The organism is Aeromonas sp. FDAARGOS 1410, assembly GCF_019048745.1.
Taxonomy (GTDB): Bacteria; Pseudomonadota; Gammaproteobacteria; order Enterobacterales; family Aeromonadaceae; genus Aeromonas; species Aeromonas jandaei.
Window position 1 is genome coordinate 1514171 of record NZ_CP077401.1, and the last position, 25296, is coordinate 1539466.

General features: G+C 59.9%; 30 protein-coding genes and 1 other annotated feature. Of the genes, 19 read left to right on the forward strand and 11 right to left on the reverse strand.

All coding sequences use genetic code 11. The features are described 5' to 3' along the window. Positions 1 to 3 precede the first annotated feature (3 nt). Positions 4 to 1158 (reverse strand): flagellar assembly protein FlgT, encoded by a 1155-nt coding sequence (locus I6L40_RS07315; protein WP_216995203.1) that lies wholly within the window; start codon positions 1156 to 1158, stop codon positions 4 to 6. A 218-nt stretch (positions 1159 to 1376) separates the two neighbouring features. On the opposite strand from I6L40_RS07315, the gene I6L40_RS07320 reads away from it, so the two are divergent. Further along, positions 1377 to 1997, forward strand: coding sequence for a FlgO family outer membrane protein (locus tag I6L40_RS07320; protein ID WP_156852385.1), 621 nt, complete (start codon positions 1377 to 1379; stop codon positions 1995 to 1997). A 10-nt stretch (positions 1998 to 2007) separates the two neighbouring features. Continuing rightward, positions 2008 to 2433, forward strand: coding sequence for an LPP20 family lipoprotein (locus tag I6L40_RS07325; protein ID WP_216995204.1), 426 nt, complete (start codon positions 2008 to 2010; stop codon positions 2431 to 2433). A 318-nt stretch (positions 2434 to 2751) separates the two neighbouring features. Here I6L40_RS07325 and pheA read toward each other — a convergent pair whose 3' ends face one another. Continuing rightward, entirely contained in the window at positions 2752 to 3924 is a 1173-nt protein-coding gene (gene pheA, locus I6L40_RS07330; protein WP_216995205.1) for a prephenate dehydratase, read from the reverse strand. A 38-nt stretch (positions 3925 to 3962) separates the two neighbouring features. After that, positions 3963 to 4084 (reverse strand) — a sequence feature (Phe leader region). 169 nt (positions 4085 to 4253) lie between these two features. Between pheA and I6L40_RS07335 the strand changes: the two genes are divergently transcribed. The 17 genes from I6L40_RS07335 (at position 4254) to I6L40_RS07415 (ending at position 17315) form a co-directional block, all read left to right on the forward strand. Next, positions 4254 to 4865 carry an HAD family phosphatase gene (locus tag I6L40_RS07335; protein ID WP_216995206.1) on the forward strand — a complete coding sequence of 204 codons (612 nt, stop codon included), beginning with the start codon at positions 4254 to 4256 and terminating at the stop codon, positions 4863 to 4865. 18 nt (positions 4866 to 4883) lie between these two features. Further along, the gene (locus I6L40_RS07340; protein WP_033114194.1) at positions 4884 to 5162 is read left to right on the forward strand and encodes a DUF6482 family protein; all 279 of its coding nucleotides are present in this window, start codon (positions 4884 to 4886) and stop codon (positions 5160 to 5162) included. A gap of 87 nt (positions 5163 to 5249) precedes the next feature. Continuing rightward, complete coding sequence (locus I6L40_RS07345) at positions 5250 to 6086, forward strand: 7-cyano-7-deazaguanine synthase (protein WP_042032130.1); 837 nt, start codon at positions 5250 to 5252, stop codon at positions 6084 to 6086. A 97-nt stretch (positions 6087 to 6183) separates the two neighbouring features. Then, entirely contained in the window at positions 6184 to 6756 is a 573-nt protein-coding gene (locus I6L40_RS07350; RefSeq protein WP_071912312.1) for a DUF3157 family protein, read from the forward strand. Positions 6757 to 6929: 173 nt separating this feature from the next. Further along, positions 6930 to 7586, forward strand: a complete 657-nt coding sequence (locus tag I6L40_RS07355) for an autotransporter outer membrane beta-barrel domain-containing protein (protein ID WP_071912309.1) — start codon at positions 6930 to 6932, stop codon at positions 7584 to 7586. 180 nt (positions 7587 to 7766) lie between these two features. Continuing rightward, positions 7767 to 8714, forward strand: coding sequence for a DUF523 and DUF1722 domain-containing protein (locus I6L40_RS07360; RefSeq protein ID WP_216995207.1), 948 nt, complete (start codon positions 7767 to 7769; stop codon positions 8712 to 8714). A gap of 69 nt (positions 8715 to 8783) precedes the next feature. Next, positions 8784 to 9671 carry a MerR family transcriptional regulator gene (locus I6L40_RS07365; protein ID WP_216995208.1) on the forward strand — a complete coding sequence of 296 codons (888 nt, stop codon included), beginning with the start codon at positions 8784 to 8786 and terminating at the stop codon, positions 9669 to 9671. After that, positions 9668 to 11089 carry a deoxyribodipyrimidine photo-lyase gene (phrB, locus tag I6L40_RS07370; RefSeq protein WP_216995209.1) on the forward strand — a complete coding sequence of 474 codons (1422 nt, stop codon included), beginning with the start codon at positions 9668 to 9670 and terminating at the stop codon, positions 11087 to 11089. The genes I6L40_RS07365 and phrB overlap by 4 nt, the downstream gene beginning before the upstream one ends. 1 nt (position 11090) lies before the next feature. Then, entirely contained in the window at positions 11091 to 11519 is a 429-nt protein-coding gene (locus I6L40_RS07375; protein ID WP_216995210.1) for a nuclear transport factor 2 family protein, read from the forward strand. After that, positions 11516 to 12250 (forward strand): SDR family NAD(P)-dependent oxidoreductase, encoded by a 735-nt coding sequence (locus tag I6L40_RS07380; RefSeq protein ID WP_071912299.1) that lies wholly within the window; start codon positions 11516 to 11518, stop codon positions 12248 to 12250. The genes I6L40_RS07375 and I6L40_RS07380 overlap by 4 nt, the downstream gene beginning before the upstream one ends. Next, on the forward strand, positions 12247 to 13506 hold the full coding sequence (locus tag I6L40_RS07385; protein ID WP_071912297.1) for an NAD(P)/FAD-dependent oxidoreductase: 1260 nt from the start codon (positions 12247 to 12249) through the stop codon (positions 13504 to 13506). Before I6L40_RS07380 ends, I6L40_RS07385 begins: the two co-directional genes overlap by 4 nt. Then, entirely contained in the window at positions 13503 to 14285 is a 783-nt protein-coding gene (locus tag I6L40_RS07390) for a DUF1365 domain-containing protein (protein WP_071912296.1), read from the forward strand. Before I6L40_RS07385 ends, I6L40_RS07390 begins: the two co-directional genes overlap by 4 nt. Continuing rightward, complete coding sequence (locus I6L40_RS07395) at positions 14285 to 15541, forward strand: cyclopropane-fatty-acyl-phospholipid synthase family protein (RefSeq protein ID WP_071912294.1); 1257 nt, start codon at positions 14285 to 14287, stop codon at positions 15539 to 15541. The genes I6L40_RS07390 and I6L40_RS07395 overlap by 1 nt, the downstream gene beginning before the upstream one ends. Before the next feature lie 2 nt (positions 15542 to 15543). Next, complete coding sequence (locus I6L40_RS07400) at positions 15544 to 16020, forward strand: DUF2878 domain-containing protein (RefSeq protein ID WP_071912292.1); 477 nt, start codon at positions 15544 to 15546, stop codon at positions 16018 to 16020. Next, positions 16020 to 16238 carry a TIGR02450 family Trp-rich protein gene (locus tag I6L40_RS07405; RefSeq protein ID WP_033114239.1) on the forward strand — a complete coding sequence of 73 codons (219 nt, stop codon included), beginning with the start codon at positions 16020 to 16022 and terminating at the stop codon, positions 16236 to 16238. Before I6L40_RS07400 ends, I6L40_RS07405 begins: the two co-directional genes overlap by 1 nt. Next, a complete protein-coding gene (locus I6L40_RS07410) occupies positions 16195 to 16737 on the forward strand; it encodes a chalcone isomerase family protein (protein ID WP_071912290.1) in 543 nt (180 codons plus the stop codon). The genes I6L40_RS07405 and I6L40_RS07410 overlap by 44 nt, the downstream gene beginning before the upstream one ends. 14 nt (positions 16738 to 16751) lie before the next feature. Further along, on the forward strand, positions 16752 to 17315 hold the full coding sequence (locus tag I6L40_RS07415) for a DUF3833 domain-containing protein (RefSeq protein WP_071912288.1): 564 nt from the start codon (positions 16752 to 16754) through the stop codon (positions 17313 to 17315). A gap of 75 nt (positions 17316 to 17390) precedes the next feature. On the opposite strand, the gene nqrM is transcribed toward I6L40_RS07415, so the two are convergent. The 9 genes from nqrM to I6L40_RS07460 all read right to left on the reverse strand — a co-directional run bounded on the left by nqrM (position 17391) and on the right by I6L40_RS07460 (position 25253). Beyond that, on the reverse strand, positions 17391 to 17615 hold the full coding sequence (nqrM, locus tag I6L40_RS07420) for a (Na+)-NQR maturation NqrM (RefSeq protein WP_042030788.1): 225 nt from the start codon (positions 17613 to 17615) through the stop codon (positions 17391 to 17393). Positions 17616 to 17624: 9 nt separating this feature from the next. Beyond that, positions 17625 to 18662 carry an FAD:protein FMN transferase gene (locus I6L40_RS07425; RefSeq protein WP_041208042.1) on the reverse strand — a complete coding sequence of 346 codons (1038 nt, stop codon included), beginning with the start codon at positions 18660 to 18662 and terminating at the stop codon, positions 17625 to 17627. A gap of 3 nt (positions 18663 to 18665) precedes the next feature. Next, the gene (nqrF, locus tag I6L40_RS07430; protein ID WP_033114210.1) at positions 18666 to 19889 is read right to left on the reverse strand and encodes an NADH:ubiquinone reductase (Na(+)-transporting) subunit F; all 1224 of its coding nucleotides are present in this window, start codon (positions 19887 to 19889) and stop codon (positions 18666 to 18668) included. Between the two features lie 32 nt (positions 19890 to 19921). Continuing rightward, positions 19922 to 20518, reverse strand: coding sequence for an NADH:ubiquinone reductase (Na(+)-transporting) subunit E (gene nqrE, locus I6L40_RS07435; RefSeq protein WP_041208043.1), 597 nt, complete (start codon positions 20516 to 20518; stop codon positions 19922 to 19924). A 3-nt stretch (positions 20519 to 20521) separates the two neighbouring features. Beyond that, positions 20522 to 21154: an NADH:ubiquinone reductase (Na(+)-transporting) subunit D gene (locus I6L40_RS07440; protein ID WP_033114212.1), complete on the reverse strand. Its 633-nt coding sequence runs from the start codon at positions 21152 to 21154 to the stop codon at positions 20522 to 20524. Then, positions 21147 to 21935, reverse strand: coding sequence for a Na(+)-translocating NADH-quinone reductase subunit C (locus I6L40_RS07445; RefSeq protein WP_041208044.1), 789 nt, complete (start codon positions 21933 to 21935; stop codon positions 21147 to 21149). Before I6L40_RS07445 ends, I6L40_RS07440 begins: the two co-directional genes overlap by 8 nt. Continuing rightward, the gene (locus tag I6L40_RS07450) at positions 21925 to 23154 is read right to left on the reverse strand and encodes an NADH:ubiquinone reductase (Na(+)-transporting) subunit B (protein ID WP_071912286.1); all 1230 of its coding nucleotides are present in this window, start codon (positions 23152 to 23154) and stop codon (positions 21925 to 21927) included. The genes I6L40_RS07445 and I6L40_RS07450 overlap by 11 nt, the downstream gene beginning before the upstream one ends. A gap of 3 nt (positions 23155 to 23157) precedes the next feature. Next, positions 23158 to 24501, reverse strand: coding sequence for a Na(+)-translocating NADH-quinone reductase subunit A (locus I6L40_RS07455; protein ID WP_041208046.1), 1344 nt, complete (start codon positions 24499 to 24501; stop codon positions 23158 to 23160). A 437-nt stretch (positions 24502 to 24938) separates the two neighbouring features. Then, a complete protein-coding gene (locus I6L40_RS07460; RefSeq protein WP_071912284.1) occupies positions 24939 to 25253 on the reverse strand; it encodes a BolA family transcriptional regulator in 315 nt (104 codons plus the stop codon). Positions 25254 to 25296: the final 43 nt, after the last annotated feature.

Here is a 25296-nt window from a genome sequence, read left to right on the forward strand (position 1 = left end):
TTCCTATTCCAATACTGCCAAATCCCCGTTCTGGATGTTGAATGGTGAATATTTGTTCTGGCTGCGAATGATGGCACCGTCGTCGAACACCTGCACCACTTCGAACAGGCCGTCGGCCGGGTTGCGCATCATGCGGGACTTGCCGTAGGGGTCGATGAAGTCGGCATTGTGCTGGATGCGGAACTGGTCGCCGAGCTTGACGCCGTTGCGCCGCCCCAGATTGATGTAGGGGCCGCGTTCGTTCTGGCCGACTACCCGGGCGGTGACCGGGGCACAGGTGAGCTGGGCCACCAGATCCTGAGCGGCCTGCTGCAGCTGGTAGTTGACCTCCTGACCGTAGCTGGACTGCCAGAACTGGCCGCTGCTGCTGCCCACCTGATCCCGCTTGCCGAAGGTCCAGGTGGCGCGCCCTTCATAGACCTTGCGGTTGATCAGACTGCCGTTGATGCCGTCGAACAGGTAGAGTTGCATGCGAAAGTTGCGCACGGGATCCTGATACCAGCTGGTCAGCTGGTTGCCCTGCGGTTCGATGGAGAGATCGTCGATGCTGCCGAGCACCAGATACTGGCTGTCGGTGCGCAGGCTGAGGGCCTTGATCTCCTCGAGGGCGCTGCGATCCCCCTGTTGCAGGTGAAGCGGGTCGATGCGCAGGTTTTCATCCAGCCATTGGCGCACCGCGACCCCTTGCGGCGCGTTGGCGAGGGTTTCGAACAGCCGGCGCGAGAGGTTTTCCGGCATGTCGTCCATGGCGCCGTAGCTGGCCTGATCGGGGTAGCGCAGGCGCAGCCTGACCAGTGTCAAATCCTTGGCGAAGTGCTGGGTCTGGCAGATCTGGCGTTCGGCCTGAATGTCGGCCACTAGCGTGATGTACATGCGGCCGTTGCGCACCTCTTCCCGTTTGAGGCGGTACTGGCGAATGTCACCGCCGGAGCGGATCTGGATCTGCTCGGATCGCAGGCTGCCATTTTCCAGACGCTGCACGCTGGAGACGGCGGCGCCGCTGGCCAGCAGAGCCTGACGCAGGGCATCGCGAGTCGCCTGTTCACGGGCGTAGACTTCATCCCCCCCCAGAATGGCAGCACTGCCCTGCGCTTCGATAAGCTCGGCGCGGGCACTCAGGCTGGCCAGCAGCAGGGTCAACAGCAGCGGTAATTTCATAGCAGATACCTTGATTAGGCGACTCGCAGCTTCTTCTCTTGAAGAGGGCATGGCGGGCCGACATGGATCACAACAGTTGTTCGATGGCGTTTTTCTGACCATCCGCCAGAGATTGGCTTAACAGCGAGTGTTTCAGCAAGAATCATGCCTCATTCCCGGCTCAAGGTTTGGCCGACGCGTCCGATAACAAATCAGGTGCAGATACAGGAAAGGTATCCATGAACAAATTCATCACGGCGTTGGCGCTCGCTCTGGCATTGGCCGGCTGCGGCTCCGACCCTATCAATCGGGATCAGGGTGATCCGCGTCAGGCGGCGCAGGGGATGGAGCTCAACTGGCTGGTGGCTCGCATGACCGATCAGCTGATGGAGCGCAAATCGCTCTCCACCCTGACCGATCCCATCGCGGTAGCCTCTTTTGTCGATCTCGATACCCTGCAGGATACCAACTGGATGGGGCAGCAGATTGAGGAGAGCTTTATCTACGAGCTCAACCGCCGCGGTGAGGTGGTGGTGGACTTCAAGCTGACCGGCAGCATCAAGGTGACGCCGCAGGGGGATTTTGTGTTGAGCCGTAACTACAAGGAGCTCTCTCCCCGTCTGCCCATCTCACGCATTCTGGTCGGCACCTTCAGTCGCAACAGCAAGGGGATCCTGGTCAACGCCCGCATCATCGACATGCGTACCAAGATGGTCGAGACCACGGCCCAGAGCCTGATCCCGCAGAAATATCTGTTCGGTGCCAACAACTCGTTTGGTCGGGCATCGATTAACCGCGGTTATCTGATGCGTGACAGTCAGGCCAGACCGGGTGGTCATCTGGTCAACCTGACACCATAAGGAGCGAGTCATGAAGATGTTGTTTGGTTGCCTGCTGGCGCTCTTGCTCACCGGTTGCAGCTACAACCGGGTGACGGATTACACCCAGGCTGGCAAGCCCGATGATTTTCCGGTGCTCAAGGCAGTGGGCTATGCGGTGATTGACATCCAGCCCGGCCCCTCCCAGTCGGAGAAGATGCTGCAGGCGATCCGCGCCTCCAAGATGGATGCCTATCGCGAGCTGGCCGAGCAGCTCAATGGCCAGCAGGTGCGCGGCCAGAGCAGCTATCGTGACCTGACCCAGACCTCCAACTCGCTCGATGTGTCGGTCGCCGGCGTGGTGCGTGGTGCCCGGGTGGTGGCCTCCTATCCCCGCGGCAACACCTATGCCACCGAGATGGAGCTCGATACCCGCGCCCTCTACAACATCAACCAGCTGATGGCCGGTCAGTTCTGATGTGAACCGGTCTAAAGTGGTGTGTTCAAGGCGAGCCAGCGGCTCGCCTTTTTGTTATCGGGAAGAGTCAGGATCCGGGGTTCGGCAGGGAAAAATGGCTCTGGACAGGCCATTTAGCTGCGGCAAGGGCGTTTTTAGCGGGCCATGTCGTCAATTTTTGCTTGATGATGGGGAGTAGTCATTTAGTTTTGATGAACAATAAATGGCCCGTGGTGGCGAGTTTTGGCACCTGGCTACAGCCTGTTCAGCGCTTCAGGTGGGCTGGTGGCAGAAAAAACAGAGGCGGGCATGGTGCCCGCCTCTTGCCGATTGGCTCGATTATTTGCCCATCAGTACCGGCGGCACTGCGGTCGGTTTGACATCCTCGCTCGGGTAGCAGCCAAGCACCTTGATGTAGCGGGTGATCTTGGTCAGCTCCACCAGTGCGGCCTGCATCGCCGGGGTATTGAGGTTGGCGGAGACGTCGAGGTAGAACATCTCTTCCCACGGGTTACCCTGCACCGGACGGGATTCGAGCTTGGTCATGTTGATCTCGTGGCTGCGCAGCACCAGCAGCGCCTCGACCAGTGAACCCGGCTTCTGGGAGGTGGACATAATGAGGGTGGTCTTGGCCGGGATCTGCGGCGCCACGTCGATGGGCTTGCGCGCCACCACGATAAAGCGGCTGTAGTTCTCTTTCTGGTTGGCAAGTTGCTCGGCCAGTACGTCCAGACCATAGAGTTCACCGCCAGCGGCGCTGCCGATGGCGGCGGCCTCCGGGCTTGCCAGTTCCTTCACCTTCATCATGGCGCTGGAGGAGGAGTCGCAGATCTCGTGGCGCGCCCCTTCCAGCTTGCTCAGATAGTGGGAGCACTGCTGGAACACCTGCGGGTGGGCATAGAAGGTCTTGATGCGGCCAAGCTCGGTCGGCACGGCGGTGAGAATGCAGTGCTCGATGGGGTAGGTCAGCTCGCCGACGATGGAGAGGCTGGTGTGCTGCATCACGTCATAGACTTCGTTGATGGAGCCCGAGCTGGTGTTCTCGATGGGCAGCACGCCAAAGGCGGCGCGACCCGACTCCACCGCATCCAGCACTTCGCGGAAGTTCTGGCAGTTCACCTCGATCACCTGATCCTTGTAGCGCGCCAGATATTTGCGGGCGGCCAGGCTGGAGTAGGAACCGCGCGGTCCCAGATAGGCGACGCTGGTCATCGGCTCCTGCTGCTCCGGATTGAGCAGGCTCTGCAGATAGGCCTGCTGGGAGAGCACCGAGTCTTCGATGATGGTGTGATAGATGCGGGTGATGTACTGGGCATCAAGCCCCAGCACGCGCCCTTGCTGGATCAGGGCGACCAGCAGCTCCTGCTCGCGCTGGTGGTCACGGATGGGGCGCGGGTTGGCTTGCTTGGCTCGGGCTACCTCGATGCTGAGGGTCTTGCGTTTTGCCAGCAGGGCAAGCAGCTCCTGATCCAACCGGGTGATGTCTTGTCTGATCTCGTCGAGCGTTGCCATGATGGTTCCCTATCCAATTAATCGATTGATATTGATGCAAAAAAAAGCCTCCGCGAGGGGAGGCTTGATTCGTCTTTGCTTTCTGTTCACACGACGACAGGCCTTCCCTCAAGCGGGCCGGATAAACGAGAAAGCAAAGAAGAATGGTGCGTGCATAAGTGTGTCCTTGAAGTAACGTCATAACCATTAAGGGATTTACCGCTGCGATGCAAGTAAAACTTGCCCGTACCGCAAGATGGGGGCAGGGTATCCGGTCAAGTGGCAAGCGTATAAACGGCTTTATATGAAGCTGGATGTTTGCCCGCGATTCAGAGCTGCAGGAGGTTGTGATGGCGATTGTTTTCGATTTGGGACGGGTGGTGGTTAGCTGGGATCCGGTCGGCATAGTGAGCTCGGTGCGTGGCCCGGAAGGGGCCGCTCAGCTGGCGGAGCGGCTGTTCAATCATCAGGACTGGCTGGAGGTGGACAGAGGCACCATGTCACTGCACACCATGGCTCGTCAGGCAGAGCGCAGAACCGGCCTGAGCGCCGCAGAAAACCTGGCGATTTTGCAGGCGGTGCCTCCGTCGCTGTTGCCAGATCCCGCTATGCTAACCTTGATGGCCGAGCTGCACGGAGCGGGCCATTTGCTCTATGCCCTCTCCAACATGGGGCACGCCAGCATCGACTGGCTGGAGCAGCATCAGGATTTCTGGCGCTTTTTCAGCGGCAAGGTGGTCTCGGCGCGGGTGCGGATGATGAAGCCGGAGCCGGATATCTATCGCTACCTGCTGGTGTCGTTCGATCTCAAACCGGCAGAGTGCATCTTCATCGATGACAGCCCCGCCAACGTAGCGGCGGCAGAGGCCCTTGGCATCAGGGGCATGGTCTTCACCGACGCGGCGAGTTGCCGCCAGCAGCTGGTTGAGCTGGGCTGTTTGCCCGCCACCGGCAAGGGGTAATGCCCCTTTGGGAGCGTTATGGAGCATGGCCGGTTTCGCAATTGGCTCAGTCACTATCCTGAGTCGAGCCTGCTGATCGCCTGCAAGGATGGCAGCGGTTATCAACTATGTATCGAAGCGGAAGGGGAGTGCCTCTGCCTGACCGACAGCGAGGGGGGGCGGCTTACCTTCACCTCGCTGGAGCAAGCGGAAGGTTTCCTTCGCGCTCACCAGATCCATCAGGCCCGGCTGCGGGTTTATGATGCCCAGAACGAGGATGTCGGGGCCGAATCGCAAGAGATCATTATCAAGTTTTAACCACAAATCCTGACCTTTTTAAGGGTCTATTCAGCTTGCCCGTTGCACAATACCGGAACCTGTTGTTGATCCGCCGGAGCTGTTGTCATGGGTGCCAATGTCGTTCTATTGAATCAGGGATATGATCATGCGTTCCTGGCCCGCGAGCAGCAGATGCTTGAGCGGCTGGCCGGGTTTGAGGAGGTCGTGGTCTCTTTTTCCGGGCGACTGGAGTCCTGTTACAGCATCGACATGTGCCGTGCCAGCGGCGTGAAGATCCATGCCATCACCTTTGACAATCCGACCCGCAGCCGCAGTGAAGTGGCGCGAGCCCGTCGTTACTGCCAGCGCTACGGTATCGATCACTGGATTATCAAGACCGACGAAATGATCTTCTGTGATCGCCTGCCCCATATGGAGGGGCTGATCGATCCGGTGCGCCGCTTGCGTGAACATGTGGGGGCTCATCCAAAGTGGAACCATCTCCCGCTGCTGGTGCCGGCGGCGCTGGAAGAGCGGGATGAGTATCTGGCTGAATTCGGTTCTCTGCCTGACCACACTATCTGGTTTTTTGCCGACAACCAGATGACCCGGCGGGATTTTCGCTATGGCTTCAACAAGCGCCAGCTTGGTCGCTGGGGCAAGGGGGGCAATGGCTGCCTGAGCCATCGCTTCACCAATCCACGGCTGCTTGAGCAGCGTTACCTGCGGATGGTGGATCAAGCCGAGCAGATGCTGGCTGACATGGGGCTGGACGAAGCGCAGGTGTTTTTTCACACCCTCTCCGATTGCGGCATGACCCTGGCCCGGGTGCGTCTGCCTGAGCACCAGCGGGCGCAGGCCTTTGATCTCCAGCCGGATATCCTGATGGCGCTCAAAGGAACCGAGTTCGATCTGGTGACCCTCGACATGGTACAGGAAGAGCGCCACGACCTGGCTATCTAGGTTTCTGCAACTGCGGGAACGTGAGTCCTGTCATAGGCAAGGAGGGGCGCGACTGTTTATACTGTCGCCCTTTCACCCGTTACCGAGTGTTCATGCCATGAAATCTTTCTCCCGTCTGCTGGTTGCTCTCTGTCTCTCGCCCGTGTTGGCGCAGGCTGCTCCTGTTACCCAGGTGACCCTGCCTGATGGTCGTCAGGTGCAACTGAACGATGACTTCACCTGGGAATATCTGGTGGTCAAGCCGGCCGAGCCCGTCAAGGCGCTGGCCGAAGGGGCGAAAGCGGGTGCAGTGGTCGCGGTAGCGGCCCCCGTGCTGACCGATCAGGCCAAGGCACACCCCGAATTGCTGTCACAGGCAGCGCGCGATGGGATCGTGGTCAAGCTCGACAAGGTTGAGGGGAGAGATCCCCTGATGCTTACCTTTATGGTGGGCAATACTGGTACCCGCAATGTGGTCGGTGTCCGTGGCTGGGTCACGCTCTTCAGTCAGGAGGGGGTACAGCTCTCCCGTCAGGAGGCCCGTTTCTGGGTCGCCGAGAACCGTCTGCCGGAGACTTATCTGCGCAAGGGGCAGGAGCGTCCATCACTGGCCCTCGAGGTTGCTCGTCCGGCCGGATTGACCGGTCAGCCGCTGGTACGAGTCGAGATCGATGAGGTGGTCTTCCGCTGATTTTTTCCGGCTGGCGTGAGCCTCACGCCAGCCATTTGTAACTCCTGTCATCATCCGCAATATCTGCTTACATCTGACATGATTTGGCAACAGCTTGCCGCTCGGCAAGCAGGGAACCTCGCCGCACAATGACTCCATACCAGCTCGACGAGCTTATCAATGGAGTTAATGAGATGAAAAAGAGCGCTGTTTCCCTTCTGGTTCTGGCCGGTTTTGCTTCTACCTCTGCACTGGCACAGGATGCTTTCAGCTACGCCAAGGGCGCGGCTACCTGGGCCCACACCAAGTCCGATTTTCTCAAGTCCGATCAATTCGGCGGGGACTTCTCGCGGGATAATGGCGGCTCACGTGATTTTGGCGGTTTGACTCTGGACTTGTCCAAATCCTTTGCCGATCACTTCTACGGCCGTTTGCTTTCCGAGGGTACCTCTGCCCAGGGCGGCAATGACAGCATGGGCATCGGCAGCTTGGGTGTTGGTGTCTTTACCCCGCTCAGCACTGGCCTGAACCTCTACGGTGAAACCGGTGTGATGGGTTATACCCTGGAGCGAGAGGTGATGAGCAACGTTGACAACAAGGGTTGGGATGCAATCGTGCGCAAAAACAGCGGCAGCATGTACGGCGAAGTGGGTCTGCGCTACGACATCGGCAATGTCGAGCTCTCCACTGCCTACCGCTACGCCAACATGACCGGCGATATGCACGACTTCAAAGTGGGCGGCGCCTACAAGCTCAACCAGAACTGGGCACTGACTGCCGACTACACCTACCGCAAGTGGGATGTGCAACAGGGTTCCATCTCCAGCCTGGGTGTGAAGTACAGCTTCTAATCCTCCTTCCCGTAGTCCGTAGTGTCTTGATTTTTACCCATGGCATTTGCCATGGGTTTTTTCTTTTTCCGGTGATCCTCTTTTTCTCCTTGTGTCGTATCAGTTGGCAATAGTTATACAACTTCCATTTCTTTGTATAACTGCTATAACTGAATCAATGCTTATACAAGGAGCGTCATTATGTACAAGATTAGAGTCGGTATCAGTGCCTGCCTGTTGGGACAAGAGGTGCGTTTCGACGGGGGCCACAAGCGCTCCAGCTTCTGCGAACGGGATCTTGGCGCTCACTTTGACTACCACCCCGTCTGTCCCGAGATGGCTATTGGTCTCGGGGCGCCCCGTGCCGCTATCAGGCTGGTCAAGCGTCACGGCGAGATCCGCGCCGAGGCGAGCAACGGCAGCTTCGATGTCACCGAAAAGCTGATTGCCTTCAGCGAGCAGAAAGCACGCCAGCTCGACTTTATCTCCGGCTACATCCTCTGTGCCAAATCCCCCAGCTGCGGCATGGAGCGGGTGAGAATTTATGGTGCCAACAACGAGGGGAGCGCCAAGGAGGGGATAGGCCTGTTTGCCAAGGCGTTGATGGAAGCCAACCCCCTGTTGCCGGTCGAAGAGGATGGCCGCCTGTGCGACCCCATCCTGCGCGAGAACTTCGTGCTGCGGGTCTTTGCCTACCACGACTGGCAGCAGCTCTGCGCCCGCGGCATCACCGCCTCTGCGCTGATCCGCTTCCACTCCCGCTACAAGTATCTGGTGCTCTCCCACGCCACCACCCACTACCGAGCGCTTGGCAAGCTGCTCGGCAATCTGGGCAAGTCCGCCAACTTGCAGGAGGTAGCCGACAACTACATCAAGGGGTTGATGGCGGCGCTGACCCTGCGGGCCAATCGGCGCAGTCATACCAATGTGCTGATGCACCTGCAGGGCTACTTCAAGCGGGTGTTGACCCCGGCCCAGAAGCAGGAGCTGGCCGATACCATCGACAAGTACCGTACCGGCATCTTCCCCTTGCTGGTACCGCTCACCCTGATCCGCCACTACCTGCGCGAGTACCCCAATCCCTACCTTGCCGAGCAGGTTTATCTCAATCCCCACCCCGATACGCTCAAATTGCGTTACGGGCTCTGAATCCGTTCTGTTGCCCCGGCGCATGGCTTGCGCCGGGGCGCTTCACTCCTCCGTTTGATGGACGTTGTCATGTCTGATTTACCGCAAGAAGTTGCTCCTCTGGCTGATGAGGGGATCTACCCCATTCGCGAGGTCTCCCGCCTCACCGGCGTCAACGCCGTGACCCTGCGCGCCTGGCAGCGTCGCTACGGTCTGGTGCAGCCGGCCCGTACCGAAAAGGGCCACCGCCTCTACAGCGAGCAGGATATTCGCCAGATCGGCGAGATCCTGAGCTGGCTGGAGCGGGGGGTGAGCATCGGGCAGGTGAAGGGGCTCTTGAGCGAACCTCACGCCCAGCCGGTGAGCGATCACTGGCAGCAGACCCTGGAGCAGTTCAGTCAGGCGCTGCTCGCCTTCAACCAGCGCAAGGCGGAGGCTGAGCTCAACGACCTGCTGGCGAGCTACCCGTTCGAGCTGGTGCGCAGCCGGGTACTGCAACCGCTGGTGGAGCGGCTGCTGGGGCTGTGGCGCGAGCGGCCTGATGGCGAGTTGCTGCAACAGGTGTGGCTGGGTTGGCTGCATACCCGCTTCGCCCGCCACCTGATCGAGCAGGAGAAGGGCGTGCCGATCACGCTGGCGAGCTGGGGACAGGTCGGCCCCCTCGATCTGGTCTGGGCCGCCTACGAGCTGATCGGTCAGGGCTATGAGGTGCAACTGCTGGGAGCGGTGGAGCCTCGCCATGTCAGCCTGCTGGAAGGACGTGCCGTTACCCCCTGGCTGGTATTGCTGGGAGCCGGTCTTGGCAAACAGGAGCTGGCCGCCGGGTGGCCCGCCGGCACGCACCTGTTTGGCGAGTTGGGGCGCCTCTACGATGATGAGTGGCTTAAAGCCCACGGCTGGCAGGCGAGCCTTGCCGAGCTGATGGTGGACGCACCTGCTGCGGCTGGCGCCAGCGGACGGGGGAGGAAAAAAGCATGAAGCTGGTCTGGTTGCGCAACGATCTGCGCCTTGCCGACAACCCGGCACTGAGGCATGCCTGCGCCGGTGATGAACCGGTAGCCGCGCTCTTTATCATCTCCCCCACCCAGTGGCGGCAGCACAAAATGGCCCCGATTCGTCAGCGCTTTATGTTGGCGCAGGTCGATGTGCTGGGCCGCGAGCTGGCGGCGCTCGGCATCCCGCTCCATCTGCTGCGAGTGGAGACTTTTGCCGAGGTGCCCGCAGCGTTGGCCGACCTCTGCCGCGAGCAGGGAGTAACCCAGCTCTACGCCAATCAGGCTATCGAGATCGACGAGCAGCATCGCGATCATGCCGTCAGCGCCGCGCTGGTAGAGCTGGGGGTGGGCTGCCACTGGCTCAACGGTTGTTGCGTATTGCCGCCGGGGCGGGTGCTGACCGGGTCTGGGGATATGTTCAAGGTATTCACCCCCTTCAGCCGTGCCTGGCTCAAGGCACTCGATGAGGAGGGGTTTGTCATTCATCGCGCTCCTGCGCCACGGGGCGAACCACTGCCGTGGCATCCGCTGGCCGAGCGGGCGTGGGTTGATGAGGCGCTCGGCGAGCTGACTGCTGATGCCCGCTGGCCGGTGGGGGAGGCGGAAGCCCGGCGCCGTTTGAACGATTTTCTGGAGCAGGCGGTGCTCGACTATGGCGAGACCCGGGATTTTCCTGCCATCGCAGGCACGTCCGTGCTCTCCCCCTATCTGGCGGCGGGCATCATCAGCCCCCGTCAGTGCGTGGCGGCGCTTCAGCAGCGCCTTGGCTATCGGCCCCAGTCGAATGCCCAGCCCGGCTTTGTCTGGCTCAATGAGCTCATCTGGCGCGAGTTCTATCGCCACCTGCTGGTACTGATCCCGACCCTCTCCATGAATCGCCCCTTCAAACCGGAGACCGCAGCGCTGCCGTGGAGCTGGGACCCGGATGCCTTTGCCGCCTGGTGCGAGGGACGTACCGGCTACCCCATTGTCGATGCGGCGATGCGCTGCCTCAACGCCACCGGCTGGATGCACAACCGGCTGCGGATGATCGTGGCGAGTTTTCTCACCAAGGATCTCCATATCCACTGGCGGCTCGGGGAGGATTACTTCATGAGTCGGTTGATCGACGGCGATCTGGCGGCCAACAACGGCGGCTGGCAGTGGGCGGCGGGTACCGGCGCCGATGCGGCGCCCTATTTTCGGGTCTTCAACCCCACCACTCAGGGGCAACGATTTGATCCACAAGGGGAGTTTATCCGTACCTGGGTAACTGAACTTGCCGATATTCCTGCCGCTTATGTGCATCAGCCCCACGACTGGCTGCGGCTCAAGGGGCGACAGGATTATCCGGCACCCATGGTGGATCACGCCGTTGCCCGGGTGAGAGCCATCGAGATGTTTCGCTCTCTGGAGAAATAGGATGAACGAGCCGCTGGCCCGCTTTATTGGCCTCTATCAGCAACTGGACAAACAGCAGTTGCACCGCTTGCCCGAGGTCTATGCCGAACAGGTGGTCTTTACCGATCCGGCCCACCGTATCGAGGGGGTGGCGGCCCTTGGCGACTATTTTACCGCCCTCTATCAGCGCCTCGCCTACTGTCGCTTCGTCATTACCAGTCAGCAGCAACAGGGGCTGCAGGCCTGGCTCGGCTGGACCATGACCTTCTCTCACCCCAGATTGCGTGGTGGTGAGCCGGTGACGGTGGAGGGGGCCACCCGCCTCGAGTTCGACGAGGCGGGCAAGGTGTGCCAGCACCGGGACTATTTTGACCTGGGCGCCATGCTCTACGAGCAGTTGCCGCTGCTCGGGCCCGTGGTACGCGCCATCAAGATGAGGCTCGGTGCATGAGCGGCCGGGTGCTCATTACCGGGGCGACCTCCGGCATCGGTCGCCAGTTGGCGCTCGATTACCGGCGCTCAGGCTGGCAGGTGTGGGGTTGTGGCCGCGATGGTGAACGGCTGCAGGCGCTGGGGCTGTACGGCATCACGCCGCTGCAGTTCGATGCCCGGGATCTGGCCGTGATGAGCGGGGTGGCTGCTACGCTGCCATCCCTCGACCTGCTGATCCTCAACGCAGGCAACTGCGAGTACATGGATGTCGGCGAGGGGTTTGACAGCGAGCTGTTTGCCCGGGTGATTGAGATCAATCTGACCGCCACCGGCCATGCGCTGGCCGCCTTCTTGCCGCTGCTCGGGGCGGGAGCTCGGCTGGCCATCGTCAGCTCGTCGGTGAACTGGCTGCCGCTGCCGCGAGCCGAGGCCTATGGCGCCTCCAAGGCGGCCCTCGACTATCTGGCGGATACCTTGCGCCTCGATTTGGCCAGCAAAGGGATCGGGGTGACCCTGATCCGCCCCGGCTTTGTCCAGACGCCGCTCACCGCCAAAAATGATTTTCCCATGCCCTGTCTGGTGACGGTGGAGCAGGCCTCCCGCGCCATCATGGACGGGCTGACCGCCGGTCGTCACCAGATCCACTTTCCCCGCCGTTTCATCTGGTTGCTGCGCCTGCTTGGTGCGCTGCCGGTGGGGCTCTGGCTGCGCCTTGGCCGCGCACTCGTATCGAAAGGAAGCCATTCATGAAGAAAAAGATCGCCATCGTCGGTTCAGGGATCTCGGGGCTCACCGCCGGTTTTCTGCTCCACAAACTCCATGACATCACCCTGTTCGAGGCGGCGCCGACCTTGGGCGGTCACACCGCCACCGTCGATGTGAATCAGGCTGGCCGCAGCTATGCCATCGACACCGGTTTTATCGTCTTCAATGATCGCACCTACCCCAACTTCTTGAAGTTGCTGGCTCGGATCGGCATGGCGCGGCAACCGGCCGAGATGAGCTTCTCGGTAAAGAGCCCGGAGGGGCTGGAGTATAACGGCCACAATCTAGATACCCTGTTTGCCCAGCGCAGCAATCTGCTGAGTCCGCGCTTCTACGGTTTCGTCGCCGAGATTTTGCGGTTCAACCGGGAGGCACGAGCCTGGCTGGCAGATGGTCAACATCAGGATGCAGTCCCCGAGCTGACCTTGGGGGACTTTCTGCTGGCGGGGGAGTTTAGCGACTACTTCGCCCGCCACTACATCTTGCCGATGGGGGCGGCGATCTGGTCATCGACCCTGGCTGATATGCGCGCCTTCCCCCTTGGCTTCTTCCTGCGCTTTTTTGCCAACCACGGCCTGCTCGATGTGGCCAATCGCCCCCAGTGGTACGTGATCCCGGGCGGCTCGCGGGAATATATCGGCCCCCTTACCGCGGGTTGGCAATCGCAGATCCGCCTCGCCTGTCCGGTGCAGAGCGTGCGGCGGGACGCGGACAGCGTGGTGATCCTGAGCAGTTACGGCGAGGAGTGGTTTGACGAGGTGATCTTCGCCTGCCACAGCGATCAGGCGCTGGCGCTGCTGGCGGATCCCGGCGAGCGGGAGCAGGCCATCCTCGGCGACATGCCCTATCAGGCCAACGATGTCTGGCTCCATACCGATGCGCGCTGCCTGCCCACCCGTCGCAAGGCATGGGCCAGCTGGAACTATCAGCTCGATGGCAACGACGAGGCACGGCCGCTGGTGAGCTACAACATGAACATCCTGCAGGGGGTGAACTCGCCGGAGCCCTTCTGCGTCAGCCTCAATCCCAGGGGCAAGGTGGATGAGAGCAAGGTACTGCGCCGCTTCGTCTACCACCATCCGGTGTTCAATCAGGCCTCCATCGCTGCCCAGCAGCGGCGTGCGGAGATCTGTGGCCAACAGCACACCCACTTCTGCGGCGCCTACTGGTACAACGGCTTCCACGAGGATGGGGTACGCAGCGCGCTGGATGTCGCCAGACGGTTCGGGGCCGAGCTATGAACGGCGCCACTGTGGCCACCAAACATGAGCGTGCCGCCGAACTGGCCGGTGTTACCAGCGCCATCTGGCAGGGTTCGGTGCGCCACCGCCGTTTCGCGCCGCGGCCCCACTCCTTCTCCTACAGCCTCTTTATGCTGGGACTGGATCTCGACGAGTTGCCGCAGCTCGATCAGGGGCGCTGGTTCGGAGTGGAGCGCTCGGGGTTGCTCTCGTTTCACCGCTACGACTATCTCAAGGGGAGTGAGGGATGCCTCAAGCAGGCGGTGTGGCAGAAGGTGAGCGAGCTGGGTGGCAATGCCGAGCCCGAGGGGCGGGTACTGCTGCTCGGCAATGTGCGCTGTCTCGGGTTCTACTTCAGCCCGGTCAACTTCTACTTCTGCTACCGGCAGGGCGAGGCGCGCTATCTGCTGGCGGAGGTGTCGAACACCCCCTGGAATGAGCGTCACTACTACCTGCTGGATCTGGCGGCGCTGGCACCCCATGACAAGGATTTTCACGTATCCCCCTTTATGGGGCTGGCGATGCGTTATCACTGGCGGATCAGGCCGCCCGTGCGGGAGACACTGATCCACATCGAGAGTCATCCCGTATCCGGTGAAGCCAAGCTGTTTGACGCAACCCTGGCGCTCACTCGCGAACCGCTGTCGCGCAAGGGGCTTGTAGCCCTGCTGGCCCGCTGGCCCTGGATGACCATGAAGGTGCTGCTCGGGATCTACTGGCAGGCCCTGCGTCTATTTATCAAACGAACCCCGATTTTTACCCATCCGGAGAGCCGCTAATGGAACTTGCTCAATCAACCCTCTCTGCCTCTTTTATCGACAAGGGGGCAAGGCAACTGCTGCTCAATCTGCTGGGTCGCCTCGAACATGGCCAGCTGCTGCTGCGGGATGGCGGTGAGCGCCACAGCTTTGGCGTCGCTGGCACCGATCTGCATGCCGAACTGGTGGTGCAGGATCCGACCTTCTATAGTCGCCTGTTGCTGGGGGGCAGCATTGCCGCCGGAGAAACCTGGGTGGAGGGGCTCTGGACCAGCCCGGATCCGGTAGCGCTGGTGCGGCTGCTGGCCCGCAATCTGACCCTGCTCGATTCCCTCGAACGGCGCCTCGGCTGGCTCAGCTTCCCCTTCAACAAGGTGCGCCACTGGCTCAACCGCAATACCCTGACCGGTTCGCGCTCCAACATCGCCGCCCACTACGATCTCGGCAATACCCTCTATCAGGGCTTTCTCGACAGCCATATGCAGTACTCGAGCGCCATCTACCCGAGCGCCGAGGCCACTTTGGAAGAGGGTCAGCAAGCCAAGTTGCGCACCATCTGCGAGCGGCTGGAGCTGGGGCCTGACGATCATCTGCTGGAGATCGGCACCGGCTGGGGTGGCCTCGCCATCTATGCCGCCCACCACTATGGCTGCCGGGTGACCACCACGACTATCTCCCGGGCCCAGCATGACTATGCCAAGGAGTGGATTGCGCGGGAGGGGCTGGGGGATCGCATCACCTTGCTGCTGGAGGATTACCGCAAGCTGGAAGGCACCTATGACAAGCTGGTCTCCATCGAGATGATCGAGGCGGTGGGCCACGCTTTCCTGCCCGACTATTTCCGCCAGCTGTCGCGGCTGCTCAAGCCCGGTGGCCGCCTGCTCATTCAGGCCATTACCATCGCCGATCAGCGCCATGCCCAGTATCTGCGCGGTGTCGATTTTATCCAGCGCTACATCTTCCCCGGCGGCTGCCTGCCGAGCGTCTCCCAGATGGCGGGGTTGCTGGCGCGGGAGACCGACATGCAGCTGGTGCGGTTGCACGATCACGGCCATCACTATGCCCGCACCCTGGCTCACTGGTGCGAGCGCTTTCTGGCACTGGCACCCGAGCTGCCCAAGCTTGGTTACAGCCAGGATTTCATCCGGCTCTGGCACTTCTACTTTGCCTATTGCGAGGGGGGATTTTGGGAGCGGACCATCAGTCTGGTGCAGTTGGAGGCCGCCAAGCCGGGGCCGGCTGGCTGGTCAGGTGATTTGCCAGTAAGCGGTCACTGACCATGTGGCAGTGGGCTCACCTGCTGGGGTTCAACCTCTACTGGTTGCTGGCGGTGAAGTGGCAGCAGCCGGGCCCGCTGCTGGCAATGTTGCTGCTGTACTTTCTCTTCTCGCCCAGCCGCTGGCGTTACTGGCGGCAGTTCCCCATCGCGGTGGCCGGCTGTCTGCTGGATGCCCTGCTCTGGCAGCTCGGCTTGTTCCACTTTCCCGCCGGTTTTCCCCTCTGGCTTGTACTGCTCTGGCTCGGTTTTGCCCTCACACTATCCCATGGCTTGCACTGGCTGCTGCGCTTGCCTCGCTGGCAGCAGGCTCTGTTTGGCATGGTTGGCGGCACCTCCTCCTATGTGGCGGGAGCCGCCATGGGGGCAGTACACTTACCCTGGGGCATCGGGATCAGTGCGGCGCTGCTGGCAGTGATCTGGATGTGGTGGTTACCCGTACTCCTGTGGGTAATGGTCAAGCTGGAGGGTGAGTCATGATGAACTCCTTTTCGACCGACACGCTGCTTTTTTCCAAGTGGACCAAAGAGAGCCAGCACGAGCTGACGGATCGCTTCTATCTGGTGGTTGCCTGCCAGCGGAATGCGCAGGGACAGCTGGTGCAGGTAGTGATGCAGGATATCAATACCCTGCAGGAACAGGAGATGGACTGGCATGAACTCGAAGACCCCAATCACTGGCATATGGGGTGGAATTAGCCTCCACCTTGCCGCCCTTAGCCTGCTCGTTGCGACCACCAGCGATGCGGCAACACTCCCCTGGCAGAAGCTGCGTCCGGTCGGGCAGGGGCAGATGCAGTGGCTCTGGTTCAAGCTCTACGACGCCACCCTGTTGAGCGAGAGTGGTCGCTACCAGCCGGGCCACTATCCACAAGCGCTTACCCTCACCTATGCCAGAGCCATCGAGCGGGACGATCTGCTCGGCGCCACTTCATCCGAGTGGCAGCGCCTCGGAGTGGGGAGCGATACCGAGCGCAAGCAGTGGCTGGAGCAACTTGCCGCAATCTGGCCGGATGTAGCTGCAGGCGATCGGCTCACCTTCTATGTCGATGAGGCGGGGCATGGCCACTTCTGGTGGCAAGACAAACGCCTTGGTTCCCTCGACGATCCCCGATTTTCGGCCGCCTTTCTCGCAATCTGGCTGGCTGACAACAGTCTGGATCCTGCACTGACCCGCCGTCTGCGCGGCCAATCCTGATAGTGGAGTCTGCCATGCTGTGTATCCCGTTGTTGTTACGGCCACTGCTACTTGGGCTGCGGCTATTTGTATTGTGCCTTGCCCTGCTGCTCAGTGGTTGCGGTGCCAGTCTCGACAGTTATCGGGGGCAGGGGCCGAACTGGGATCTCGCCCGTTTCTTCAATGGCAAGCTGGTGGCCCACGGTCTGGTGACCGACCGCAGCGGCGAAGTGACCAGCCGCTTTCGGGTCGAGATGGTGGGTCGTTGGAAGGATGGTAAGGGAGAGCTGTTCGAGCAGTTCTACTTTGATGATGGTCGCCAGCAGACTCGCACCTGGTATCTGAGCAAGGGGGCAGATGGCCACTGGCGTGGGACAGCATCGGATGTGGTTGGGGAGGCCGTGGGTAAAACGCAAGGGTTTGCCCTCAACTGGTGCTATCAACTCGATCTGGCGCTGCCGGACGGTGAGGTGGTGCGGGTGAGCTTCGATGACTGGATGTATCTGCTGGATGAGGATCGCCTGATCAATCGCGCCGCCATCAGCAAGTTCGGCATCCATCTGGGCGAGGTGATCCTCTATATCGAGCGAACATCCTGACCGGTGTGCTCTGTGTGAAAGCCAATAAAAAAAGCGCGCCGATGGCGCGCTTTTGTCTATCGCAAGGCAGGCAGATCAGATGATCCGGTTCTCCTCCAGCATCTTGCGACGGGCCTCTTCCTTGGCCATCTTCTTCTTGCGATTGTCGCAAGGTTCGGGGCAGTCGCACTCCTTCTCGATGCCGACGCTACCCAGGCCGCCACAGGAGCCCGAGATGGTCTTCTTCTGGAAGATGTAGCCAATGGCCATGGCCACAATCACCAGCATGAATACCCCGAAGGTGATCAGAAAAATCTGCATCTCTACCTCTTACTTCTTGACCAGATAAGGCTTGAAGGCCTCGGAGTAGGCCTCTTCATAGCCCTTGTCGGTCTTGGTGATGACAAAGATCGCAAGACCTCGCTCGTTGGCATAGGCCAGGCTCTTCTCGGTACCCATCACCATGAACACGGTCGCCAGCCCGTCTGCGGTCATGCAGGAGGGGTGGATCACGGTCACCGACACCAGACGATGCTGGATCGGTTTGCCGGTGCGCGGGTCTATGGTGTGGGAGAAGCGCTGGCCATCCAGCTCATAGTAGTTGCGGTAATCGCCGGAGGTGGCAACGCCATTGTCACCCGGGACAATAACCTCCTGCACCGAGCCGGCATTGGCAGTCGGCTTCTCGATGGCGACGCGCCAGGGATGACCCTTGCCGTTGACACCATTGATCCGCAGCTCGCCGCCGATCTCCACCAGATAGTTGCGCGCACCCAGGGATTCCAGATACTCGGCCACCTTGTCGACACCAAAGCCCTTGGCGATGGCGGAGAGGTCGACGTAGAGATCGGGAATATCCTTTTGCAGGGTATCGGCATCCACCGAGGTGATGACGTGCAGGTTGCCAAGACCGGTCTTCTGACGGGTCTGGGTGATCAGCTCGTCGGACGGTACCTTGGTCGGTCGCTTGTCCGGGCCAAAGCCCCACAGATTGACCAAGGGGCCGACGGTGACGTCCAGCGCCCCCTGGCTCTCACGGCCAATGTGAATGGCCTCTGTGACTACCCGCGCGGTATCCCGCGAAACCACCACCGGCGTGGAGCCGCGGTGCTGGTTGAAGCGCGACAGCTCGGAATCGGGACGATAGGTGGACATCTGATCGTTGACCCGCTCCAGCAAGACATCGACCTCGGCCTGAAGTTTGGCCGGATCGGTGATGACGCTGTCCGCCACCTTGATGGAGTAGTAAGTGCCCATGGTGCTACCGGTGATGTGGATCTCCGGTTTGGATTGGACCGTTTCCTGACCGCACCCAGTCAAGAAAAAGGCTAGCCCGAAGGCTAGCCAGGTCTTTACAACACTGTGCATGGATTAACCACCAAAGTCATCCAACAGGATATTTTCGTCTTCAACGCCCAGATCTTTGAGCATGTTGATGACGGCTGCGTTCATCACGGGAGGACCACACATGTAGAACTCGCAATCTTCCGGCGCTTCGTGGTTCTTGAGATAGTTCTCGTAGAGCACGTTGTGGATGAAGCCGGTGTAGCCGTCCCAGTTGTCTTCCGGTTGCGGATCGGATAGGGCGACGTTCCAGGTGAAGTTCTCGTTCTCGGCGGCGAGCATGTCGAAGTCTTCGACATAGAACATTTCGCGCTTGGAACGGGCACCGTACCAGAAGCTCATCTTGCGCTTGGACTTCAGGCGACGTAGCTGGTCGAAGATGTGGGAGCGCATCGGCGCCATACCCGCACCACCACCGATGAATACCATTTCGGCATCGGTATCCTTGGCGAAGAACTCGCCGAACGGACCGGAGATGGTCACCTTGTCACCCGCTTTCAGGTTGAAGATGTAGGAGGACATCTGCCCCGGAGGGGCAGTCCAGTTGCTGGGCGGCGGCGTAGCGATACGCACGTTCAGCATGATGATGCCGAACTCTTCCGGATAGTTGGCCATGGAGTAGGCACGGATGATCGGCTCATCGACCTTGGACTCCAGCTCAAAAATCTTGAAGCGATCCCAGTCACCACGATACTCCTCGGGAATATCGAAGTTCTTGTAGTAGACGTGGTGGGCCGGCGCTTCGATCTGGATATAACCACCGGCGCGGAACGGTACGCTCTCGCCATCGGGGATCTGCAGCTTGAGCTCCTTGATGAAGGTGGCCTTGTTATCGTTGGAGATAACAGTACATTCCCACTTCTTCACCCCGAAGATCTCTTCCGGCAGTTCGATGTCCATGTCGCCACGAACGGTGACCTGACAGGCCAGACGCTCGCCGTGACGGGCTTCGCCCTTGCTGATGTGATCCAGTTCGGTCGGCAGGATGTCGCCGCCGCCAGACTTCACCCGCACCTTGCACTGACCGCAGGAGCCACCGCCGCCACAGGCGGAGGAGACGAAGATACCGTTGCCGGCCAGAACGCCGAGCAGCTTGCCACCGGCCGGGCTGGTCACAGCCTTGGCCGGGTCACCGTTGATGCTGATTGTCACGTCGCCCGCGGTCACCAGCTTGGACTTGGCGAACAGAATGACTGCCACCAGTGCCAGCAGGATCACGGTAAACATGACCACACCCAAAATAATTTCCATCTATCGTTCCTTTCTGATTGCAGGAAAGCCGATTACAGGGAGATACCAGAGAAGGACATAAAGCCCAGCGCCATCAGGCCGGCAGTGATGAAGGTGATGCCCAGACCACGCAGGCCTTCCGGAACATCGGAGTACTTCATCTTCTCGCGGATACCTGCCAGCGCAACGATCGCCAGCATCCAGCCTGCACCTGAACCCACGCCGTAGACCACAGACTCCATGAAGTTGTAGTCACGCTGCACCATGAAGGAGACGCCACCGAAGATGGCGCAGTTCACGGTGATGAGCGGCAGGAAGATACCCAGGGCGTTGTAGAGAGCCGGGAAGTACTTGTCCAGCGCCATCTCCAGGATCTGCACCAGCGCCGCGATCACCCCGATGAAGGTGATGAAGCTCAGGAAGCTCAGATCCAGATCAGGGGAGAGGGCACCTGCCTTCAGCACGTAGTTGTAGATCAGGTTGTTGACCGGTACGGCGATGGTTTGCACCACGATAACGGCAATACCAAGACCCATGGAGGTCTTGACCTTCTTGGACACTGCCAGGAAGGTACACATCCCCAGGAAGAAGGAGAGTGCCAGGTTTTCGATGAAGATCGATTTAATCAACAGACTCAGATAGTGTTCCATACCTTAATCCTTCGCCTCCACCTGCTTGGGATCCTTGGTGCGAACGCCCCAGATGATCAGACCAATGATGAAGAATGCACTCGGCGGCAGCAGCAGCAGACCGTTGGGTACATACCAGCCACCGTTGTTCACCAGCGGCAGCAGCTCGATGCCGAACCAGGTGCCGGAGCCCAGCAGTTCACGCACGGTAGCGACGCTCAGCAGAATGGCGCCATAGCCCAGACCGTTGCCGATACCATCCAGGAAGGAGGGGAGCGGCGCGCTCTTCATGGCGTAGGCTTCGGCACGACCCATCACGATACAGTTGGTGATGATGAGGCCGACGAAGACCGACAGCTGCTTGGAGATGTCATAGGCATAGGCCTTGAGCACCTGGTCAACCACGATAACCAGCGAAGCGATGATGGCCATCTGGGCAATGATCCGCACGCTGTTCGGGATCTGGTTGCGGATCAGAGAGATGAACAGGTTTGAGAAGGCGGTGACCGCCATAACCGCGAGGGTCATTACAAACGCTGTCTTCATCTGGCTGGTAACCGCGAGTGCAGAACAGACACCCAGCACCTGCAAGGCGATGGGGTTGTTGCCCAGCACAGGGGTCAACAGCAACTTTTTCATTTCGCTCTTGTCAGCCATTGTTGATTTCTCCTGCACGAACCTTGGCCAGGAAAGGACCGAAGCCCTTGGGACCCATCCAGAAGTCGAAGGTATGCTGTACGCCGTTACCGGTCAGAGTGGCACCGGAGAGACCGTCGATCTCGTGCTCGGAGCCCGCCGGGGCGTGACCCTTGATGACGCGCAGCGCCGGCATGCCATCCTGATCGAACAGCTTCTTGCCGACAAACAGCTCGCGCCAGGCCGGATTCTCGATTTCACCGCCCAGACCCGGGGTTTCACCGTGGTCGTAGTAGGTGATGCCCTTGATGGTCTGGCCATCAGCGGCAACCGCGACGAAGGCATACATGGTCGACCACAGACCCTGACCGTAGATGGGCAGGATGATGTTGTCGATCTTGCCTTCGGCATCCTTGGCGAAGAACACCGGAACCAGCTTGGAGATCTGACGCAGACCAGCCTTGTCGTCGGCAGCAGCCAGACGGATGTTTTGCGCCGGATCTTTGGCCGCCTGCTTGGTATCGAAGTTGTCGGCATCGCCGTCAACAAAGTTACCGGTGGCGAGATCTACCAGACGGGCTTCGATCTTGTCGCCATACAGCTTGGCCAGATCGCGCTTGGCCACATCGCTGATGTCTACGCCGGCTACGGAGAGAATGTTGCTCTGCTTGTCCAGCGCCTTGTTCTCCTCTTGGGTAGAACGCAGGCCAACGGCAGCAACGGATACCACGATGGAACAGGCCAGGCAGAGGCCGGTTACCACGCTGATGGTGCCGAAGGTTGAGTCTTTATTAAACGCCACGAGCAATCCTCCGCTTGATGTTTGCCTGAGCGACGAAGTGGTCAAACAGGGGAGCAAACAGGTTTGCAAACAGAATGGCCAGCATCATGCCTTCCGGGAACGCCGGGTTGACTACGCGAACCAGCACGACCATTACGCCGATCAGGGCGCCGTACCACCACTTGCCCTTGTTGGTAAAGGCGGCGGAGACGGGGTCGGTTGCCATGAAGGCCATACCGAAGGCAAAGCCACCCAGCACCAGATGCCAGTGCCACGGCATGTTGAACATGGGGTTGGTATCGGAACCGATGACGTTGAACAGCAGGGAGGTGGCGATCATACCGATCATCACGCCAGCGATGATGCGCCAGGAGGCGATGCGCATGTAGACGATCATGGCTGCGCCCAGCAGGATCATCAGGGTAGAGACTTCACCGATGGAACCCGGCAGGTTCCCCAGGAAAGCGTCCATCCAGCTGATAGCCTGACCGGTTGCACCGTTGATCAGTGCCATCTGGCCGCCTTGTGCCCACTGGCTCAGCGCGGTTGCGCCGGAGTAGCCATCGACGGCAACCCATACGGCGTCACCGGAGATCTGGCCCGGGTAGGCGAAGAACAGGAAGGCACGACCGGCCAGAGCAGGGTTCAGGAAGTTTTTGCCGGTACCACCGAACACTTCCTTGGCCATCACCACACCGAAGGTGATACCCAGAGCAGCTTGCCACAGGGGCAGCTCGGGCGGCACGATCAGGGCAAACAGGATGGAGGTCACGAAGAAGCCTTCGTTGATCTCGTGCTTGCGTACCATGGCGAACAGCACTTCCCAGAAGCCACCGACCAGGAAGGCGGTCAGGTAGATGGGGAAGAAGTGGGCGGCGCCGATCATCATCTTGCTGCCAATACCGGCAACAGCGGGATCGAGGGAGGCACCCAGCATGGTAGCCAGGGCATATTGCCAGCTGCTGGCACCAGCAGACGAGCCCATGTGGGCAATGGCGGCAATGGCCTGGTTACCAACGTTGTACATGCCCCAGAACATGGCCGGGAACACGGCCAGCCACACCATGATCATCATGCGCTTCAGATCGAGCGCATCACGAACGTGGGAGGCGTTGCGGGTTACGGAACCCGGGGTATAGAACAGGGTGTACGCCGCTTCGAACAGGGCGTAGTACTTCTCGTACTTTCCACCCGGTTCGAAGTGGTGTTCCATTTTTTCAAGAAGTTGCTTGAAACTCATCGCTTAACCTTCCAGTTCAATCTTGGTCAGGCACTCACGCAAGATGGGGCCGTACTCGGTCTTGCCGGGGCAGACGAAAGTACAGAGGGCCAAATCTTCCTCATCCAGCTCCAGACAACCCAGTGCCTGAGCACCGTCGGTATCACCGGAGATCATGTCCCGCAGCAGCAGGGTCGGCAGGATGTCGAGTGGCATCACCCGCTCATAGTTGCCGATAGGCACCATGGCACGGTCACTACCGTTGGTAGTGGTGGTGAAGTTGATCAGCTTGCCCTTCATCAGATGAGAAAGGGTGGTGCGGGTGATGGAGAACTTGTTGGCGCTGGGGTTGATCCAGCCCAGGAACTCTTTCTCGCGACCTTCGCCCAGTACGCAAACCTGATTGTGGTAGCGACCCAGATAGTCGTGAACACCGTCAGCCTTGGCACCGCTCAGCAGAGAACCGGAGATGACGCGGTTTTCGTCAGCGCGCAGCTCGTTGTTGGTGAGCTGGCTGATGCAGGCACCCATGCGGGTACGCAGCAGACGCGGCTTGAGCACGTTCGGGCCTGCCAGAGCGATCACCTTGTCAGTGAAGATCTGGCCGGTGGTGAACAGCTTGCCGAATGCGATCACGTCCTGATAGTTGATGTGCCACTGCACCTTGGTGCTGCTGACCGGATCCAGGAAGTGGATGTGGGTACCTGGCAGACCGGCAGGATGCGGGCCAACAAAGATCTCTTCCTTGACCTTGGCCAGAGGAGAGTGAGGCAGACTGCCTTCGCCCTTGCAGACATAGACGGTGCCGTCGGTCAGACGAGTCAGCACGGCCAGACCGTCGAGGAACGCCTGAGACTGCTCCTTGATGATCAGCTCTGCGTTGGCGGCCAGCGGGTTGGTGTCCATGGCGGTCACAAAGATGGCGCGCGGGGCAGTGCCTACCGCGGGAACTTTGCTGAAGGGACGAGTGCGCAGCGCGGTCCATTGGCCGGATGCAAGCAGGATCTCCTGTACTTTGCTGCGCTCGAGCTTGGCCAGCTCGGCAGAGGCAAAGTGCTCGAAGGTAACCTGTTCATCGGAGCCGTCCAGGTCGATGACCACGGACTGGAGAACACGTTTGGCACCACGGTTGATCTCTGAGACCACACCGGTGGCGGGAGCTGTGAATTTAACGCCCGGATTCTTCTTGTCTTCGAAGAGCTCCTGACCTTTGATGACGCGATCACCTACTTTGACGAACATAGTAGGTCGCATCCCCACGAACTCCTCGCCCAGTGTAGCAACACGGGTGATGGCGGGGCCATCGTAGATTACTTGCTCTGGCGCACCCAGCACGGGGATGTCCAGTCCTCTTTTGATTGTAATCATACTTAATTGCACTACCGTTACGGGAAGAGAGGTTGGTTAGCGCCGAGAAATACATCACGACGGGTGGTTGAATGAATCGGCATTGCAGCCGTGCCAGGCGGGCTGACACAACGATTATTAAACATGCGAGGTCATTCAAAAGCGCCTGAGTTTACCACTCAAGGTGCATTTTTTTCCATGCCAAATGGGCAAAATCCCCGTGGCATCACAAAATTAACCTGCAATGAATAATCGCCAAACCCCTTGTAACTCGTGGTTTTAAAGGTTTTTTATTTACGCTTTGTCGAGGAAACCGGAGGGGGAGACCTGGATGGATCAGCCTTGAACATCGTCCGGGAAAATTGCATTTCCAACCCGTCAAAAAGGCTGGGAATGCACAGGATTTGTTTAATTTATGGCTATTTGCCGATGTTCAGGTTATCGGGAGGTCAATTCCGTCAGGAGATCGACGGTTTGCCCACACAGCTCGGGGTGCGCGGGGCATTGCCTTTCTCTTGCCACTCGCTACCGGTGTAGGTGTGCAGCGCCAGCGCATGAACGGGCCCTGCCAGCTCGTCGGCCAGAATGGCGTTGACCTGGCGATGGCGGGCAAGCAGGCGCTGTCCGGCAAACTGCTCACTGACGATGATGACCTTGAAGTGGCTCTCCGAGCCAGGTTCAACCCGATGCATGTGGCTTTCGTTGATCACTTCCAGCAGGCTGGGGGAGAGAGCTGCGGTCAGCTTGGCTTCGAGCAGTTGTTGCATGGTCATCTGTGTTGTTTCCGAAACGTGAATGTCGGGCCATTCTATCGGC

Bases quoted from the DNA above. Each gene is read 5' to 3' on its own strand.
- I6L40_RS07315 (WP_216995203.1), bottom strand. From the start codon at position 1,158: ATGAAATTACCGCTGCTGTTGACCCTGCTGCTGGCCAGCCTGAGTGCC.
- I6L40_RS07320 (WP_156852385.1), top strand. From the start codon at position 1,377: ATGAACAAATTCATCACGGCGTTGGCGCTCGCTCTGGCATTGGCCGGC.
- I6L40_RS07325 (WP_216995204.1), top strand. From the start codon at position 2,008: ATGAAGATGTTGTTTGGTTGCCTGCTGGCGCTCTTGCTCACCGGTTGC.
- pheA (WP_216995205.1), bottom strand. From the start codon at position 3,924: ATGGCAACGCTCGACGAGATCAGACAAGACATCACCCGGTTGGATCAG.
- I6L40_RS07335 (WP_216995206.1), top strand. From the start codon at position 4,254: ATGGCGATTGTTTTCGATTTGGGACGGGTGGTGGTTAGCTGGGATCCG.
- I6L40_RS07340 (WP_033114194.1), top strand. From the start codon at position 4,884: ATGGAGCATGGCCGGTTTCGCAATTGGCTCAGTCACTATCCTGAGTCG.
- I6L40_RS07345 (WP_042032130.1), top strand. From the start codon at position 5,250: ATGGGTGCCAATGTCGTTCTATTGAATCAGGGATATGATCATGCGTTC.
- I6L40_RS07350 (WP_071912312.1), top strand. From the start codon at position 6,184: ATGAAATCTTTCTCCCGTCTGCTGGTTGCTCTCTGTCTCTCGCCCGTG.
- I6L40_RS07355 (WP_071912309.1), top strand. From the start codon at position 6,930: ATGAAAAAGAGCGCTGTTTCCCTTCTGGTTCTGGCCGGTTTTGCTTCT.
- I6L40_RS07360 (WP_216995207.1), top strand. From the start codon at position 7,767: ATGTACAAGATTAGAGTCGGTATCAGTGCCTGCCTGTTGGGACAAGAG.
- I6L40_RS07365 (WP_216995208.1), top strand. From the start codon at position 8,784: ATGTCTGATTTACCGCAAGAAGTTGCTCCTCTGGCTGATGAGGGGATC.
- phrB (WP_216995209.1), top strand. From the start codon at position 9,668: ATGAAGCTGGTCTGGTTGCGCAACGATCTGCGCCTTGCCGACAACCCG.
- I6L40_RS07375 (WP_216995210.1), top strand. From the start codon at position 11,091: ATGAACGAGCCGCTGGCCCGCTTTATTGGCCTCTATCAGCAACTGGAC.
- I6L40_RS07380 (WP_071912299.1), top strand. From the start codon at position 11,516: ATGAGCGGCCGGGTGCTCATTACCGGGGCGACCTCCGGCATCGGTCGC.
- I6L40_RS07385 (WP_071912297.1), top strand. From the start codon at position 12,247: ATGAAGAAAAAGATCGCCATCGTCGGTTCAGGGATCTCGGGGCTCACC.
- I6L40_RS07390 (WP_071912296.1), top strand. From the start codon at position 13,503: ATGAACGGCGCCACTGTGGCCACCAAACATGAGCGTGCCGCCGAACTG.
- I6L40_RS07395 (WP_071912294.1), top strand. From the start codon at position 14,285: ATGGAACTTGCTCAATCAACCCTCTCTGCCTCTTTTATCGACAAGGGG.
- I6L40_RS07400 (WP_071912292.1), top strand. From the start codon at position 15,544: ATGTGGCAGTGGGCTCACCTGCTGGGGTTCAACCTCTACTGGTTGCTG.
- I6L40_RS07405 (WP_033114239.1), top strand. From the start codon at position 16,020: ATGAACTCCTTTTCGACCGACACGCTGCTTTTTTCCAAGTGGACCAAA.
- I6L40_RS07410 (WP_071912290.1), top strand. From the start codon at position 16,195: ATGAACTCGAAGACCCCAATCACTGGCATATGGGGTGGAATTAGCCTC.
- I6L40_RS07415 (WP_071912288.1), top strand. From the start codon at position 16,752: ATGCTGTGTATCCCGTTGTTGTTACGGCCACTGCTACTTGGGCTGCGG.
- nqrM (WP_042030788.1), bottom strand. From the start codon at position 17,615: ATGCAGATTTTTCTGATCACCTTCGGGGTATTCATGCTGGTGATTGTG.
- I6L40_RS07425 (WP_041208042.1), bottom strand. From the start codon at position 18,662: ATGCACAGTGTTGTAAAGACCTGGCTAGCCTTCGGGCTAGCCTTTTTC.
- nqrF (WP_033114210.1), bottom strand. From the start codon at position 19,889: ATGGAAATTATTTTGGGTGTGGTCATGTTTACCGTGATCCTGCTGGCA.
- nqrE (WP_041208043.1), bottom strand. From the start codon at position 20,518: ATGGAACACTATCTGAGTCTGTTGATTAAATCGATCTTCATCGAAAAC.
- I6L40_RS07440 (WP_033114212.1), bottom strand. From the start codon at position 21,154: ATGGCTGACAAGAGCGAAATGAAAAAGTTGCTGTTGACCCCTGTGCTG.
- I6L40_RS07450 (WP_071912286.1), bottom strand. From the start codon at position 23,154: ATGAGTTTCAAGCAACTTCTTGAAAAAATGGAACACCACTTCGAACCG.
- I6L40_RS07455 (WP_041208046.1), bottom strand. From the start codon at position 24,501: ATGATTACAATCAAAAGAGGACTGGACATCCCCGTGCTGGGTGCGCCA.
- I6L40_RS07460 (WP_071912284.1), bottom strand. From the start codon at position 25,253: ATGACCATGCAACAACTGCTCGAAGCCAAGCTGACCGCAGCTCTCTCC.